Source organism: Microbacterium aerolatum (assembly GCF_007988825.1).
Classification (GTDB): Bacteria; Actinomycetota; Actinomycetes; order Actinomycetales; family Microbacteriaceae; genus Microbacterium; species Microbacterium aerolatum.
Genome location: NZ_BJUW01000026.1, coordinates 1 through 13881 on the forward strand (window position 1 = coordinate 1; position 13881 = coordinate 13881).

Genomic DNA, 13881 nt, shown 5'->3' on the forward strand with positions numbered 1-13881 from the left:
AAATTTCGCCACGATCGTATCGCAGAACGCAGGCAGGTCATCGGGCGAGCGGCTGGTGATCAGGTTCCCGTCCACCACGACGTCCTGGTCGACGACGTCAGCACCGGCGTTGCGCAGGTCCGTGCGTATGCTCGGAAAGGACGTCAAGGTGCGACCTCCGACCACACCGGCCTCGATCAACGTCCACGGACCGTGACAGATCGCCGCAACGGGCTTGCCGCTTTCGACGAACTCGCGGACAAAGGAGACCGCGTCGGGGTCAACCCGGAGTTGGTCGGGGTTCACCGTACCCCCGGGGAGAAGCAGAGCGTCATAGTCGGTGACAGAGGCGTCCGCGACCAACCCATCAACGGTGAACGTGCCTGCTGCATCCAGATCGTTCTCACGCGCCTGAATCTCACCGTCATGGATCGACAGGACCTCGGTCTGTGCCCCAGCTCGCTCCAGTGCCTCGCGGGGCTTCTCGAGCTCGACTCGCTCAACCCCGTCGGCGGCGAGGATGGCAACTCTCCTGCCCTGTAGCATCTCGGTCATATCAGCTCGCCTTCTTCTCGGTCGACATCCCGGGCTTGATGAGGACCTTGGTCCAACCCTTGGACCTGGCGTCGAAGTTCTTGTAGGCATCGGCGGCTTGGTCCAGCGAGATCTCGTGGGAGACGATCCACGAGGGGGTCGCCTTGCCGGCGGCGATCAAGTCCCGCAGCTGGCGGTTGTACCGCTTGACCGGGGCCTGACCGCTACCCATGGTCTGCCCCTTGAACCAGTGCGTGCCGAAATCGATGGCCGCCTTTCCCTGCCTGGCGAGGTCATCCTTGCCTCCAGGGTCCTGGGGGACGAACACGCCAACGGTGCCGATTCCTCCGGTGAAGCGGACCGAGTTGATGAGCATGTTCAGGGTGGCGGCCGTGTCCTCGTTGCCCTGGGGATCGTGGGCCTGGTAGCCCACGCATTCGCAGCCACGGTCAGCTCCGAGCCCCATCGTCTCGTCGAGAACAGCTTGCACGGGGTCGACCTTGGAATCGTCGATGGCAATCGCGCCGATCTGCTCGGCCAACGCGAGCCGGTCAGGGTGGCGATCGACCACCATCACCTTTGCCGCGCCCTTGATCATCGCGGACAGAGCGGCCATCAATCCGACCGGACCCGCCCCCGCAATCACCACGCTGTCGCCGGGTACTACGCCGGCCATCTCTGTGGCGTGGTAGCCGGTGGGGAAGATGTCAGAGAGCATGACGTAGTCGTTCTCCCTCTCCTCCGCATCCTCGCCCAGGCGCAGCGCGTTGTGGTCACCGAAAGGCACACGGAGCAATTCCGCTTGGCCACCGCCATAGGGACCCATGTCGGCGAACCCATAGGCCGCACCGGCAAATGATGGTTCGGGCTGGGTGGTGAGACAGTAGTTGGTCAGGCCGCGTTCGCAGTTCTTACAGAATCCGCACGAGATGTTGAACGGCAGCACAACCCGATCTCCGACCCTGACCTTCTCCACGCCACTACCGACCTCAATGACCTCCCCCATGTTCTCGTGACCGAACGTCCGGCCTACCTCGAAGGAGGTCCGCCCCTCGTACATGTGGAGGTCCGAGCCGCAAATGTTCGTCGTTGTTACCCTGACCAGCACATCGGTGGGTCGCTCGATCTTCGCGTCCGGGACGTCCTTCGTGCTGACCTGACGGGGTCCCTCGTAAACCACTGCTTTCATGTCTGCTCCGATCCGATGGTGTTGCTCGAGAGCCTGCTGGCCTCGATAGCCTGCTGGTAGAGCCTTGACAACGCCAGCCCTTCGCGAGACAGTGAACGCCCACCGAAACCACGTTCTGATGTGCGTTTTCGGCGCGAACCGTGGCCTCTATCGCGAGTGCACCGTAAACGATCCTCAAACGGACACGGTCAGGTCCCCGGTAGTGGTGTAGCGCTGTCCTTCGGTGTGAGGGTTAGGCGCTGAGTTGAAGGATGGTGTCGGTCACCTCCTCGGTTCCGGTGTCGTGGACGAGTGTGAGGCGGCTCTTGGCGAGGATGTCGAGGCCGAGGTAGCGGCGCCCTTCGGCCCATTCGTCGGTCTGCTCGGCAAGAACAGCTCCGACGAGGCGGATGATTGCGTCCCGGTTGGGGAAGATGCCGACGCTGTCGGTGCGGCGGCGGATCTCGCGGTTGAGGCGCTCGTTCGGGTTGTTCGACCAGATCTGTGCCCAGAGCCCGTCGGGGAACTCGGTGAACGCGAGGATGTCGGCGCGGGCGGCGTCCAGGTGGGCGTGGGCGGCGGGGAGCTTGTCTTCGACGTAGTCCAGGAGTCGGTCGAACTGCGCGTGGACGCTGGCCGCGTCCGGTTGGTCATAGACGGAGTGCAGCATCGCTTTGACCGCGGGCCACATGCTCTTCGGGCAGACGGACATGAGGTTCGCGGCGTAGTGGGTGCGGCATCTTTGCCAGCTCGCGCCGGGCAGGTTCGCGGCGATCGCTTCGACGAGCCCTGCGTGGGCGTCGCTGGTGACGAGGCGGACGCCGGACAGGCCGCGGGCGACGAGGTCGGCGAAGAAGCTGTTCCAAGCCGCCCCGGTCTCGCTGGTCGCGATGCGCAGTCCGAGGACCTCGCGGTGGCCGTCGGCGTTGACGCCAGTTGCGACGAGGACGACCGCGTTGATGACCCGGCCGCCCTCGCGGACCTTCATCGTGAGCGCGTCGGCGGCGACGAAGGTGAACGGCCCGGCGTCGCCCAGGGGCCGGTGGCGGAACTGTTCGACGTGCTCGTCGAGATCTGCGGCCATCCGGGAGACCTGCGACTTCGACAGCGAGTGGATCCCGAGAGTCTTGACGAGCTTGTCCATCCGGCGGGTGGAGACTCCAGCGAGGTAGCAGTCCGCGATCACGGTGATCATCGCGGCCTCGGACCTCTTGCGGCGCTCCATCAACCACTCAGGGAAATACGTCCCCTGACGCAGCTTCGGGACAGCGACATCGATCGTCCCGACCCGAGTGTCCAGATCCCGGTGGCGGTAGCCGTTGCGCTGCGCGATGCGATCCGGACTGTGCTGGCCCCATTCCGCGCCGACGACAGCATCGGCGTCTGCGGACAGCAACGCGTTGATCATGGTCTGCAGCAGGCTGCGCATTAAATCCGGCGACGCGTCAGAGAGAGCTTCGGAAAGCACGCCGACAGGGTCGACAATATGAGGAGCGGTCATCGTGATGATTCCAATCGAGTGAGAAGTAGAGAGCTTTCTCGAAGGATCACACGGTGACCGCGTCTACGTCGTGAACGACGTGCCGGACCACCGTGCGCTACACCACTATGCGGGACTCAACTTCAAAATTCTCGCTGAGACATCGCCGCGGTCGGCGGCGTGTGAAAATGCTGGGATGCCCTCCCCGCAGTCACTGAGCGAATCTGATCGCCGCCTCGTCGCAACGTGGGCGGCGGACTGCGCTGAACGAGTCCTGGTCTTGTTCGAGATGGAGGCTCCAACAGACGGCCGTCCACGTGACGCCATCGCTCGCACTCGGGCGTTCGCGAACGGTGAGCTTACTGCCGCCGGAGAAATTCGCCAGCGATTCGTTGCTGGCCGAGCGGCGCACGCGGTGAGCTCTCCTGCGGCAGTGGCGGCTGCGCGTGCGGCGGGACAAGCTGCCGGCGTCGCACACATGGGCGCGCACGCGCTGGGCGCAGCCGCTTACGCTGTGAAAGCGGCCGGGCTGGCCGCTCCAGACCATTCAAAAGCCATCACCGACGAGATCTCCTGGCAACTCAAGCACATGAACGTTCAGGTCAAAGCGGCTCTTCAGCAGTTGCCACCACTGGGCGAGGACTCCGCAGGCCCACTCGGTTCCGGACTTCTCGCGTCGGGCATTCTTGGGTCGACCATTCGAAAGATTCAGGCCGCCATGGGCGTGATTCCAACCAAATGATGGCGGGTATCGAACGAGCGGTCACCTCGTAGCCCGTTGATGAGGCCCACTGCAGCCAGTTCCTGCCCTAGCGCCGACTGTCTCGCGACCTCGGTGTCTCATAACCCATGCATCGCACGACACCTGCCGCCCCGCCGCCACGAAGGAACCGGCTACGTGCGTCTCCGCTAGATCAGCCGAAAACCCTAGCCAATTGATGGTTATGACGAGCGTTTGTGGCAGGCATTCTGAGCCCTAGCTCTGGACCGCGCCGCAGACGATTGTTTGTGGCGTGATTGGCGTGTGATGAAACGGTCGCCATAAACGTCTCCGGAAACCCAATGCGACAGACCCTTTCGGTTGGCCCGTCGGCGAAACGCTTCAGATCGCGTCGAGCCAGTCGGCCACTCGGTCATTGAACTGATTGGGATGCTGCAGCGGAATGCCGTGGCCGCCCCCAGGAACCACCGAGAGCGCACTACTCGGGAGGGCGGCATGGATCATGCGGGCCGAATCGCGCATCAGACGTCGTTCACGCTCTCCGACCATGACCAGAACTCGTCCTCGGAACGTTGACCAAGCGGCCGGCAGCTCGAATCGCATGTTGTCTCCGACAGCGGCGAGGAGGGTCGCCTTCGTGATGCCGGAGCTGGTGCTGATGTAGTCCTCCATCAGGTGACGAGGTATGAAAAACTCGCGAGCTTGCAACTTCGCGAACCACCGCTTGCGAGCCAGGGGCGCGCTGACGCTGAGCGCGGCGAGCGTGAAGTCGGTGAACGGCATGGCCTTCGCTTGGGCGCTCACGATGATCGCTTGGCTGACGAGGTCGGGGTGCGCTGAGGCCAGTTGGATGGCGAGCTGAGCTCCAAGGGAGAACCCGATGACGGTGACGGGTCGGCCGGGAACGGTGGCAGCCAACAGCTCCGTGATCGCGGCAATGGTGTCCGTGTGAGAGACATACGGCTCAGCGGCCGACCGTCCGTGTCCGGGAAGATCCGGAACAAGAACTGCGTAGTTCGGTTCAAGCCGCTCCCGCAGGGAGTCCCACATCCAGCCGGCGACCCCACCACCGTGGAGGAGAAGCACGGGCGTCGCGGCATCAGGGCCAGCTGAAACAAAGAACATGGTGTTTCCACCTTGTCAGAGCTGACCCCGAGCGTACTTGCAGGACTCGGCGTCCCGCTGACAACGCCGAGACTCGGACGTTTATAAAGCTGCGGATAGGAGTCGCGCGTACTGCGCTCTCGTATCGGCGTCAGAGGGGGTGCCCGGCTCGAAGGGCAGCTCCATACGGTCCTTGCTCTTGTCGCGGTATCGGGGGATCACATGAAGGTGGAAGTGAAAGACGGTCTGCCAGCAGGCAGCGCCGCTGCAGTTGAGCACGTTCACGCCCTCAGCCGCTAGGTGGGTGTACATCGCCTTCGCGATCCGCTGCGCGGCCAACGTGGTTGCGACGAGATCCTCGGTCGGGACGCTGAGAAGGTCGACGCTGTGATGCTTTGGGATGATCAGCAGGTGTCCGTCCGCGCCGGGATCGATGTCCATGAAGGCCAGCGTGTTCGCGTCTTCGGCAACCTTGTCACTCGGGATCCGTCCCGCGACGATCTCCCAGAACACGCAGATGTCCTCGACTGCGTCCGTGGATCCGGTGTCGATCATGGCCTCATGATGCCCTATGCGGTCGACCGCTGGTGCGCGCAGCCGGATTCAGACAGGATCAATGCCATGTCTCACCTCCGCTACGCTGCCGCGGCTGCTCTCGCTCTCGTGTCGATCGCCCTCCTCTCGGGTTGCGTCGCTGATCAGGGTGCGTTCACGGACCTGCAGGGTGATCGAGAAAGTCACGACGAACTGCCGCAGCTGGCGGACTACGCCTACGGCGAGGTGGACGTGTCGACGAGCCGATTCGTCGGGGAACATGATGGCACGTCGGTGTGGCTCGCTGAGGGGCTCGATGGATATCGAGTGTGCATTGTGGCCGACGCCGGCGATGACGGGTGGATCGTCGGCTGCGGTGGCGGGACCACCAAGATCTCAGGTCTTGCGGGCACGTTCGAAGTCGTACCCGATCACGCACCTGCGCCAGAGGGGGCAACACAACTGTCCGAGAACGTATATGCGTGGTGAACCGAGATCAGGCACGACGGTGATCGGAGCCGCGCGCTTGACAAGCGGCGCGCTGATAATCGCTGCTCTGGTCTACACCTACGGTCTTCGCATCGCCGTCGGCGACAGCAGCCCGTTCGACTACTTTGGATACTTCACGAACCAGACCAGCCTCCTCGCCAGCATCATCATGATCGTGACCGGCTCGCTGACGCTGGCCGGGCGAACCAGCCCGCCCGTGCTCGGCCTGTGGAGGGGCATCGCCACCGCGTACCTGCTCGTGGTCGCGGTGATCTACAACCTCCTCGTCCCCGGCACCGGATCCGCTCCGCCGTGGGTGAGCTTCCTGCTGCACGTCGTCTTCCCGCTGTACGTCGCACTCGACTGGCTGCTGGTCGGCGACCGTCCGCGACTTCGCTGGCGAAGCTTCTGGGCCTTGTTTCCGTACCCGGCCGTGTGGCTGGGCGTCGTCCTGTTCCGCGGTGCGACGGATGGCTGGGTTCCCTACGGGTTCCTGCTGCCGGAACGCGGCGCCGCCTCGCTCATCGCGCACATCATCGGGCTGGTCCTCGCTGTCGCCGTCGCGGGATCGCTCGTGTGGGGAATGAGCAGATTCCGAGTGACGGCCGGTTCTGCGACCCGAGCGACCTGAATCGCCCGCATGCACGTGACACGTGTCATGCGAACGAGGTGACACCGCCCTCCGGATTCTGCGTCGGCGCGCGGCCAGGCTGGAACCATGAGCACAGCAGCGGACACACTTCGTCCCACGAAAACCACTGGCGCAGCATCCGACACCACCGTCTCCATCGAGGGTCTGCAGCGGCACTTCGGAGTAGGCGAGCGCACGGTGAAGGCCGTCGACGGTCTGGACCTCCAAATCCGCCGCGGCGAGGTCGTCGCGCTCCTCGGCCCGAACGGCGCAGGGAAGACGACCACGCTCGACATGCTGCTCGGGCTCACCGACCCGAGCGCCGGCACCGTCTCGGTCTTCGGCGAGAAGCCCGCAAAAGCCGCCAAAGCCGGAGTGATCGCCGCGGTGCTGCAGACCGGTGGGCTGCTCTCCGACCTCACCGTGCGCGAGACCGTCGAGGTGATCGCCTCGCTGCACGGCCGCGACGCGCTCGCCCGTGTGCCCGAAGTGCTCGCCGCCACAGACCTGACGGCGATCGCTCGCCGCCGCATCGCCAAGTGCTCCGGCGGCGAGCAGCAGCGGGTGAAGTTCGCGCTCGCCCTGGTCGCCGACCCCGACATCCTCGTGCTCGACGAGCCGACCGCGGGAATGGACGTGAACGCACGTCGGCACTTCTGGAACGTCATGCGCGCCGACGCGGATGCCGGACGCACCATCATCTTCGCCACCCACTACCTCGAGGAGGCCGAGCAGTTCGCCCGGCGCACGGTCGTGATGCATCGTGGCCGGATCGTCGCGGATGCACCCACCGCGCAGCTGCGGGCGAATCTCGGCGGGCGCACCATCGCGGCGAACCTTCCCGCCTTGGGCGGAGACGCGCTCGTCCGTCGGTTGACGGAGACCGAGGGCATCAGCGACGTACGCGTGGATGCCGAGCGCGTGAGTCTTCGCGCCCTCGATTCGGATGCCGTGGCATCCGCTCTTCTTAACGCGGGCGCCCACGATCTGGAGATCGCCGCTCCCACCCTCGAAACCGCCTTCACGGCCCTCACGGAGAACTGATCATGAGCATGTCCATCTCACCCACGATGATGCGCGTCGAAGCGATGCGCCAGATCCGCAACCCCTACACGCTCGCGTTCACGCTGGGCATGCCCGTGGCGATGTACCTGCTGTTCGGTGCGAGCATGGGCTACGGCGAGATCACGGCGGGCTACGGCAACGTCAAGTACTACGTCATGGTGTCGATGGCCGCCTACGGCACCGCCGTCGCCATGAGCTCGATCACCTCGCTCGCCGCGACCGAGGCGAAACAGGGCTGGGGACGCCAGCTTGCCATGACGCCGCTGGGCGCTGCCGGGTACGCCGTGACCAAGCTGCTCACCGCGGTCGCGTTCGCCGCACTCGCGATGCTCGCCGTCTTCGCCGCCGGCTTCCTGACCGGAGCCGAGGCGACCGATGCCTGGCGTTGGTGGGCCTCGGCGGGGATCATCCTCGGCGTGGGGCTCATGTACGGTCTCTACGGCCTCGGAGTCGGACTGTTCTTCAACTCCGACACGGCAGCGGCGCTGGCATCCATCTCGATGACCTTCTTCGCCTTCTTCGGAAACGTCTTCATGCCCCTCGACGGCGTGATGCTCGACATCGCCCGCTTCACGCCGCTGTACGGCTTCGTGTCGCTGAGCCGGTGGCCGCTCACCGAGGGGCTCCTGACGACCGGGCAGACCGACTCGCTGTGGATGATCGCTCTGAACATCGTCGCGTGGCTGATCGTTTTCGGCATCCTCGTCGCGGCCGGTGTCAAGCGCTCGCGGTCTCGTCGATAAAGTCGACAGCATGACGGATGACACGACGCGGGATGCGGCGGCGGCCTCTGCGGCCGGCGCCGCTCCCGCCGCGTGGGCGGCACCCGGCGCTCGGCGGAGGCATCGCCGCGGAGCAGGATCGCCCTGGGAACGATACGGCTGGCTGATGGCCGTGATCTGGCTGGTGTTCCTCGTGTACCCGGTCATGGCACTGCTGCGATCCGAAGCTCCTCAGGCGTGGATCATCACCGGCTGGGTCGCTCTGATCGTGTTCGTCGTGGTCTACGTCGCGGGGTTCATGAACGGCATGAGCTTCGGGGGCGGCGGCCTCACCTCGCCTCCCAAGCCCATCCAGTGGATGGCGTTCGGCGCGCTGATCGTGTGCGCCGCACTGACGATCCCTGGGGCTGGCGGCAACGCCCTGAGCTTCCTGCCGTTCATCATGTCGTTCGCCTCCTACGGGCTCACCCGCCCCGCGCACTGGCTCACCATGGTGGCCAGCATCGCGATCACCGCGGCTGTCGTGTTCCTCACGCCCACGGGTGCCACCTACCTGTCGGTGCTGGCGATCGTCGGGATGCTCGCCGTGGTCAACACGGTCTCGACGACCCTCATCATCCGCTCGGCCCAGGCTGAGAAACTGGGTCTGGAGCTCGCCACGAGCGAAGGTCGCGAGGCCGTCGCACGCGACGTGCACGATCTGGTCGGGCACTCGCTGACCGTGGTGAACCTGAAGGCGCAGCTCGTGCGGCGGCTGATCGACAGCGATCCGGAACGTGCCAAGGCCGAGCTCGCCGACATCGAGTCGCTCACCACCGAGGCGATTGCGGGAGTGCGGGCGACGGTGGCGGGGGTGCGCAGCGCCGCGCTCGTCGAGCAGCTGGCGTCATGTCGCGATGCGCTGCGCGCGGCCGAGGTGACCATGGGCGTCGAGGGGGATGCTGCGGCGCTGTCGCCCGCACAATCGTTGACGGCGAGCTGGATTCTCCGAGAGGCGACCACGAACGTGCTGCGGCACGCCCGGGCTCGCTCCGTCACGGTGCGCATCGCGCCTGGGACGTTCACGGTCACCGATGACGGGCGTGGCTTCACCGGATCCGACGGCAACGGCGTGCGCGGAATGCGCGAGCGTGCGACCACGGGCGGCGCGACGCTGACCGTGGCCGCGGGTCCCGACGGCGGCACGTGCGTGGAGGTGACGTGGTGACGGATGCCGCGCAGATCCGCATCGTGATCGTCGACGACCAGGCGATGCTGCGGGGCGCGATCGCAGCCCTGCTGGAGCTCGAGGACGATCTGGCGGTGGTCGGCGTCGCCGGCGACGGCGAAGAGGCCGTGCGCGTGGTCGCGGAGAGCACGCCCGACGTGTGCCTGATGGACATCCAGATGCCCGGCATGGACGGCATCGCCGCGACGCAGGCGGTGCGCGCCGCGAGCCCCGGCACGCGCGTGCTCATCGTGACGACGTTCGCGCGGCCCGGCTATCTGCGTGCCGCACTGGATGCCGGCGCCAGCGGCTTCGTCGTGAAGGATGCTCCGGCGGAGCAACTCGCCGAGGCCGTTCGACGGGTGCACGCGGGGCTGAGGGTCGTGGACCCGGCGCTCGCCGAGGCGAGCCTGTTCGAGGGCGCGAATCCGCTCAGCGAGCGCGAGCAGCAGGTGCTGCGGCTCGCCGCCGACGGACGCAGCGCCGCGGCGATCGCTGCCGAGGTGTTCCTCTCCGCCGGGACCGTGCGCAACAACCTGTCCGCCGCGATCGGCAAGGTGGGGGCGTCGAACAGAGCGCAGGCGGTCCGGATCGCCCAGGACAAGGGCTGGATCTGAGCCTGCTTCTGCGCAATGTCCGACCCCCGGCGTAGCTTTGAGCCTGGTCGAGCGTCGACGCTCGCCAGGAGGAGTGCACGATGGACTGGAAGATCGAACTCATCTTCGTGCCGGTCACGGATGTCGACCGGGCGAAGGACTTCTACGTGAAGATCGGCTTCAACGCCGACCACGACCACGTTCCCTACGAGGGGCTGCGGTTCGTGCAGATGACCCCGCCGGGGTCGGCCTGCTCGATCGCGTTCGGAACGGGCATCGGCGGCAGCCTCGCACCGGGGCAGCAGGATTCGATCCAGGTCGTCGTCCCCGACGCCGATGCGGCATTGGCGCAGCTGCGCGATGCCGGGGTCGATGCGAACGGCGTCGACGAGCAGGCGTGGGGGCGGTTCGTCTCGTTCGACGACCCCGACGGCAACACCTGGACTCTCCAGCAGCTGCCTGATTACAGCGCCGCCGACTGACCGGCATCGTCTTTCATGCGCAGCGCGTCGGGAATACCGTTTCCCTGACGGGCGCTGTGTCCTGAGCACGTCGCGCCCGTCCGTGACGGCAGATGGGTGCGCGTATGGAAGGTCTTGAGATCACGGTCCTGCTGGGGCTGACGATCCTGGTGGGAACGCTGCTGGCGCCGCGCGTGCGCCTCGCGCTGCCGCTGGTGCTGGTCGTCTTCGGTCTGCTGCTGGGCTTCGTGCCGGCGTTGCGCGAGGTGCAGCTTCCGCCCGAGACGGTGCTGCTGCTGTTCCTGCCGGTGATGCTGTTCTGGGAGAGCCTGACGACATCGCTGCGCTCGATCCGGCGCGACTTCCGCTACATCCTGCCGATGAGCACGCTGCTGGTGGTCGCCTCGGCGTTCGCGGTGGCGGCGGTGGCTGTGCTGTTCGGGATGCCGTGGGAGATCGCCCTGATCCTCGGTGCGGCCGTCGCGCCACCGGATGCCACCGCGGTCGCCGCGCTCGGGCGCCTGCTGCCGCGGCGCAGCTTCATGAAGCTGAAGGCCGAGAGCCTCACCAACGACGGCACGGCGCTCGTGCTCTACGCGATCGCCGTCTCGCTCGCGGTGGGCGGTCAGGTCACGCCGATGGTGGTCACCTGGACCGTGATCGTCTCGTACCTCGGCGGCATCGCGGTCGGCGTCGTCGTGGCGGCGGCCGCGTGGCTCATGCTGCGCCGGGTGCGCACCACGATCACGATCAACGTGACGATGCTGCTCGTGCCGTTCACGGCGTTCCTTGTGGCCGAGCTGATCCACGCATCCGGCGTGCTGGCGGTCGTCGTCGCCGGGCTCATCGCCGCGTACCTCGGCCCTCGGATCTCCACGGCCGCATCGCGCCGCCAGTCCGAGGCGGTGTGGCCGTTCGGGGTGTTCCTGCTCAACGGCGCGCTGTTCGTGCTCATCGGACTCGAGGTGCAGTGGGTGGTGCACCAGACCTCGCTGCGCATGATCGGGTGGCTCACGCTCGCGGCCGTCGCGGTGTGGGTGACGTTGCTCGCGGTGCGCTTCCTGTTCCAGCTGCTTGCCGTGCCTTTCCAGGGCCGCGGTGCACGGGGCGCGCACCCACGCGGGCTGCGCACACGGATGCAGATCGTGAGCACAGTCGCCGGGATGCGCGGAGCCGTCTCGCTCGCCATCGCGCTCTCGGTGCCGTTGGCGACCCCCGACGGAGCACGACTCGACGGCCGCGACGACATCATCTTCGTCACCGCCGGCGTGATCCTGCTCAGCCTGCTCGTACAAGGACCGCTGCTGCCCGTCGTCGTGCGCTGGGCACGGTTCCCGGTCGACAACGGCGAGGACGAGGAGTTCGAATTGGCCGAACGTGCGATCTCCGGGGCGGCGATGGCAGCGCTCGACACCCTGGCGACCGAGCACGGCATCAGCGACGAGGTTCGCGATCGCGTGCGCCGCGAAGGCTATGAGCGGCTCGAGCTCGCGAACGCCAGGGCGATGGCCAGGGAGCGGGCGCTGATCGACGCCGAGGTGGACGAGATGGAGGGGCTGCTCGATTCGCCGGACCCGCTCGCCGAAGGCTCGGTGGAGACGAGCTCTGCGACCGGGGTGCGTGAGGGTGCCACGCTGCAGATGGTCGCGACCTCGGCTGACGTCGATCTCGCGCAGCGCTCACCGCTCATCCGGCACGAGGAGTTCTCGCGGCTCAAGATCGCAATGCTCGAGCACAAGCGGGAGGTGCTGTTCGGCCTGCGCCGCTCGGGAACCGTCGACGACCTCGTGGTGCGCCGCATCTCGGCGAATCTCGACCTCGAGCAGGTGCGCCTGCAGGGGATCGAGCAGCTCGACTGACGCGCCTTCGGTGGCGCGTGCTGGATGCCTTACGTCGGTTGTGATCGATCAGAATCACCCGAAGGCATACAGCACTGCCGCAGGCCATCCGCGGGTCAGCTGTTCACACGGATGACTTCCTGCTGGTACGGGGCGATCACGGTGGGGGAGATGCGCAGGTCGAGCAGCAGGAAGGGGCGTTCCGCGGCGGGCTGCGCCGACCAGGTGCGAAGCCGATCGAGATCCTCGAGCGTGCGCACCACCACGCCTTCCGCACCGACCGCGGCGGCGAACGCGGCGAAGTCGACCTCGGGGATGCGCATCGGCTCCTCGGCGAGTCCCTTCAGTCCGTAGAGATGCACCTCAGCGCCGTAAGCGGCGTCGTTCCAGACGACCGCGCAACCGCGACCTCCGGCGGTGCGTACGGCCGATTCCAGATCGGCGATGGCCATGAGCCCGCCGCCGTCGCCGCTGGTGAGGACGATCGTGGACTCCGGCCGGGCCCGCGCTGCGCCGACCACGCTCGGCCAGCCCTGACCGATCGCCTGGAACGCGGTGCCGATCATCATCATGCGGTCGGGCGAGGAGACCGGCCAGTACATGTTCGCCCAGCCGATGAAGTGTCCGCCGTCCGAGACGACCACACGGTCCTCGGGCAGGAACTCGGCGATGCGGCGCGCTGCTGAGCGCGGGTCGAGGCGACCGTCCGGCGCCAGGTCGTCGCCGCCGTCGTAGGCGCGCGCGGTCGCGACGTCGACGGACTCCCGCCACGGCCTGAGCACAACTTCGGATGCTGCGGGCGACGCGCCGTCGTTCGGGGCAGCATCCACGGCGTTTCCGTCGCGGGATCCGAAGTTGTGCGCAGGGGTGACTCGCTCGACCAGCGCCTCGGCGACCACACGCGCGTCGCCGCGCACATATCCGCCGACGTGCGCGTGCGTGGCGGCCGGCGCGACGTCGACCTGGAACACCCGCGTGCCTGGAGCGAACAGCTCGCCGAACCGCATCGTGAACTGGTTCAGCGAGGCACCGAACACGACGACGACGTCGGCGTCCCGCACGAGCTCCATGGCGCCCTCGGCGCCGAAGCCCCCGATCACGCCGAGGTCGTACTCGGCTGCCGGGAACACGCCCCGGCCGAGCGCAGTGGATGCCGTGAGCGCACCGGTCGCATCGGCCAGGGCGCCGAGCGCCTCACCCGCACCGGCGAGCCAGGCTCCGCGCCCGGCGAGTAAGAACGGCCGCTCGGCATCGCGCAGCGCCGCGGAGATGTCATTCAGCATCCCGTCGGCGAACTCGCCCTTCGGAGCGAGCGCGGCGGGTGTGTGAGGGGCGGGCACAGCGGGCACGGG

15 protein-coding genes are annotated in these 13881 nt (G+C 66.8%); 9 read left to right on the forward strand and 6 right to left on the reverse strand.

What is annotated here, in order from left to right; all coding sequences use genetic code 11:
* The 3 genes from MAE01_RS15755 to MAE01_RS15765 all read right to left on the reverse strand — a co-directional run.
* A partial coding sequence (locus MAE01_RS15755; protein ID WP_147041049.1) for a type 1 glutamine amidotransferase domain-containing protein occupies nucleotides 1-534 on the reverse strand: 534 nt, incomplete at its 3' end.
* 1 nt (nucleotide 535) lies between these two features.
* Nucleotides 536-1702, reverse strand: coding sequence for a glutathione-independent formaldehyde dehydrogenase (locus MAE01_RS15760; protein WP_147041051.1), 1167 nt, complete (start codon nucleotides 1700-1702; stop codon nucleotides 536-538).
* 232 nt (nucleotides 1703-1934) lie between these two features.
* The gene (locus MAE01_RS15765; protein ID WP_147041053.1) at nucleotides 1935-3182 is read right to left on the reverse strand and encodes an IS256 family transposase; all 1248 of its coding nucleotides are present in this window, start codon (nucleotides 3180-3182) and stop codon (nucleotides 1935-1937) included.
* 175 nt (nucleotides 3183-3357) lie between these two features.
* Here MAE01_RS15765 and MAE01_RS15770 point away from each other — a divergent pair, with 175 nt between their 5' ends.
* Entirely contained in the window at nucleotides 3358-3903 is a 546-nt protein-coding gene (locus MAE01_RS15770) for a putative immunity protein (protein WP_147041055.1), read from the forward strand.
* Between the two features lie 360 nt (nucleotides 3904-4263).
* Here MAE01_RS15770 and MAE01_RS15775 read toward each other — a convergent pair whose 3' ends face one another.
* Both MAE01_RS15775 and MAE01_RS15780 read right to left on the reverse strand, forming a co-directional pair.
* Complete coding sequence (locus MAE01_RS15775) at nucleotides 4264-5007, reverse strand: alpha/beta fold hydrolase (protein WP_147041057.1); 744 nt, start codon at nucleotides 5005-5007, stop codon at nucleotides 4264-4266.
* A gap of 81 nt (nucleotides 5008-5088) precedes the next feature.
* Nucleotides 5089-5541: an HIT family protein gene (locus MAE01_RS15780; protein WP_147041058.1), complete on the reverse strand. Its 453-nt coding sequence runs from the start codon at nucleotides 5539-5541 to the stop codon at nucleotides 5089-5091.
* A gap of 66 nt (nucleotides 5542-5607) precedes the next feature.
* Between MAE01_RS15780 and MAE01_RS15785 the strand changes: the two genes are divergently transcribed.
* The 8 genes from MAE01_RS15785 to MAE01_RS15820 all read left to right on the forward strand — a co-directional run bounded on the left by MAE01_RS15785 (nucleotide 5608) and on the right by MAE01_RS15820 (nucleotide 12550).
* Nucleotides 5608-6009 carry a hypothetical protein gene (locus tag MAE01_RS15785; RefSeq protein WP_147041060.1) on the forward strand — a complete coding sequence of 134 codons (402 nt, stop codon included), beginning with the start codon at nucleotides 5608-5610 and terminating at the stop codon, nucleotides 6007-6009.
* A 37-nt stretch (nucleotides 6010-6046) separates the two neighbouring features.
* On the forward strand, nucleotides 6047-6640 hold the full coding sequence (locus tag MAE01_RS15790) for a Pr6Pr family membrane protein (RefSeq protein WP_229718061.1): 594 nt from the start codon (nucleotides 6047-6049) through the stop codon (nucleotides 6638-6640).
* Nucleotides 6641-6727: 87 nt separating this feature from the next.
* Entirely contained in the window at nucleotides 6728-7684 is a 957-nt protein-coding gene (locus MAE01_RS15795) for an ABC transporter ATP-binding protein (RefSeq protein WP_147041064.1), read from the forward strand.
* Nucleotides 7685-7686: 2 nt separating this feature from the next.
* Entirely contained in the window at nucleotides 7687-8448 is a 762-nt protein-coding gene (locus tag MAE01_RS15800; protein WP_229718060.1) for an ABC transporter permease, read from the forward strand.
* Nucleotides 8449-8458: 10 nt separating this feature from the next.
* On the forward strand, nucleotides 8459-9634 hold the full coding sequence (locus MAE01_RS15805; RefSeq protein WP_147041067.1) for a sensor histidine kinase: 1176 nt from the start codon (nucleotides 8459-8461) through the stop codon (nucleotides 9632-9634).
* A complete protein-coding gene (locus MAE01_RS15810; RefSeq protein WP_267901889.1) occupies nucleotides 9631-10251 on the forward strand; it encodes a response regulator transcription factor in 621 nt (206 codons plus the stop codon). Before MAE01_RS15805 ends, MAE01_RS15810 begins: the two co-directional genes overlap by 4 nt.
* Before the next feature lie 80 nt (nucleotides 10252-10331).
* A complete protein-coding gene (locus tag MAE01_RS15815) occupies nucleotides 10332-10712 on the forward strand; it encodes a VOC family protein (RefSeq protein WP_147041069.1) in 381 nt (126 codons plus the stop codon).
* A 104-nt stretch (nucleotides 10713-10816) separates the two neighbouring features.
* Nucleotides 10817-12550 (forward strand): Na+/H+ antiporter, encoded by a 1734-nt coding sequence (locus MAE01_RS15820; RefSeq protein ID WP_147041071.1) that lies wholly within the window; start codon nucleotides 10817-10819, stop codon nucleotides 12548-12550.
* Nucleotides 12551-12645: 95 nt separating this feature from the next.
* Here MAE01_RS15820 and MAE01_RS15825 read toward each other — a convergent pair.
* A partial coding sequence (locus tag MAE01_RS15825) for a thiamine pyrophosphate-dependent enzyme (protein ID WP_147041073.1) occupies nucleotides 12646-13881 on the reverse strand: 1236 nt, incomplete at its 5' end.

Coding starts and splice junctions, on each gene's coding strand:
- MAE01_RS15785 (WP_147041060.1), top strand. CDS start 5,608: ATGTCTCACCTCCGCTACGCTGCCGCGGCTGCTCTCGCTCTCGTGTCG.
- MAE01_RS15760 (WP_147041051.1), bottom strand. CDS start 1,702: ATGAAAGCAGTGGTTTACGAGGGACCCCGTCAGGTCAGCACGAAGGAC.
- MAE01_RS15795 (WP_147041064.1), top strand. CDS start 6,728: ATGAGCACAGCAGCGGACACACTTCGTCCCACGAAAACCACTGGCGCA.
- MAE01_RS15780 (WP_147041058.1), bottom strand. CDS start 5,541: ATGATCGACACCGGATCCACGGACGCAGTCGAGGACATCTGCGTGTTC.
- MAE01_RS15815 (WP_147041069.1), top strand. CDS start 10,332: ATGGACTGGAAGATCGAACTCATCTTCGTGCCGGTCACGGATGTCGAC.
- MAE01_RS15775 (WP_147041057.1), bottom strand. CDS start 5,007: ATGTTCTTTGTTTCAGCTGGCCCTGATGCCGCGACGCCCGTGCTTCTC.
- MAE01_RS15805 (WP_147041067.1), top strand. CDS start 8,459: ATGACGGATGACACGACGCGGGATGCGGCGGCGGCCTCTGCGGCCGGC.
- MAE01_RS15770 (WP_147041055.1), top strand. CDS start 3,358: ATGCCCTCCCCGCAGTCACTGAGCGAATCTGATCGCCGCCTCGTCGCA.
- MAE01_RS15765 (WP_147041053.1), bottom strand. CDS start 3,182: ATGACCGCTCCTCATATTGTCGACCCTGTCGGCGTGCTTTCCGAAGCT.
- MAE01_RS15800 (WP_229718060.1), top strand. CDS start 7,687: ATGAGCATGTCCATCTCACCCACGATGATGCGCGTCGAAGCGATGCGC.
- MAE01_RS15820 (WP_147041071.1), top strand. CDS start 10,817: ATGGAAGGTCTTGAGATCACGGTCCTGCTGGGGCTGACGATCCTGGTG.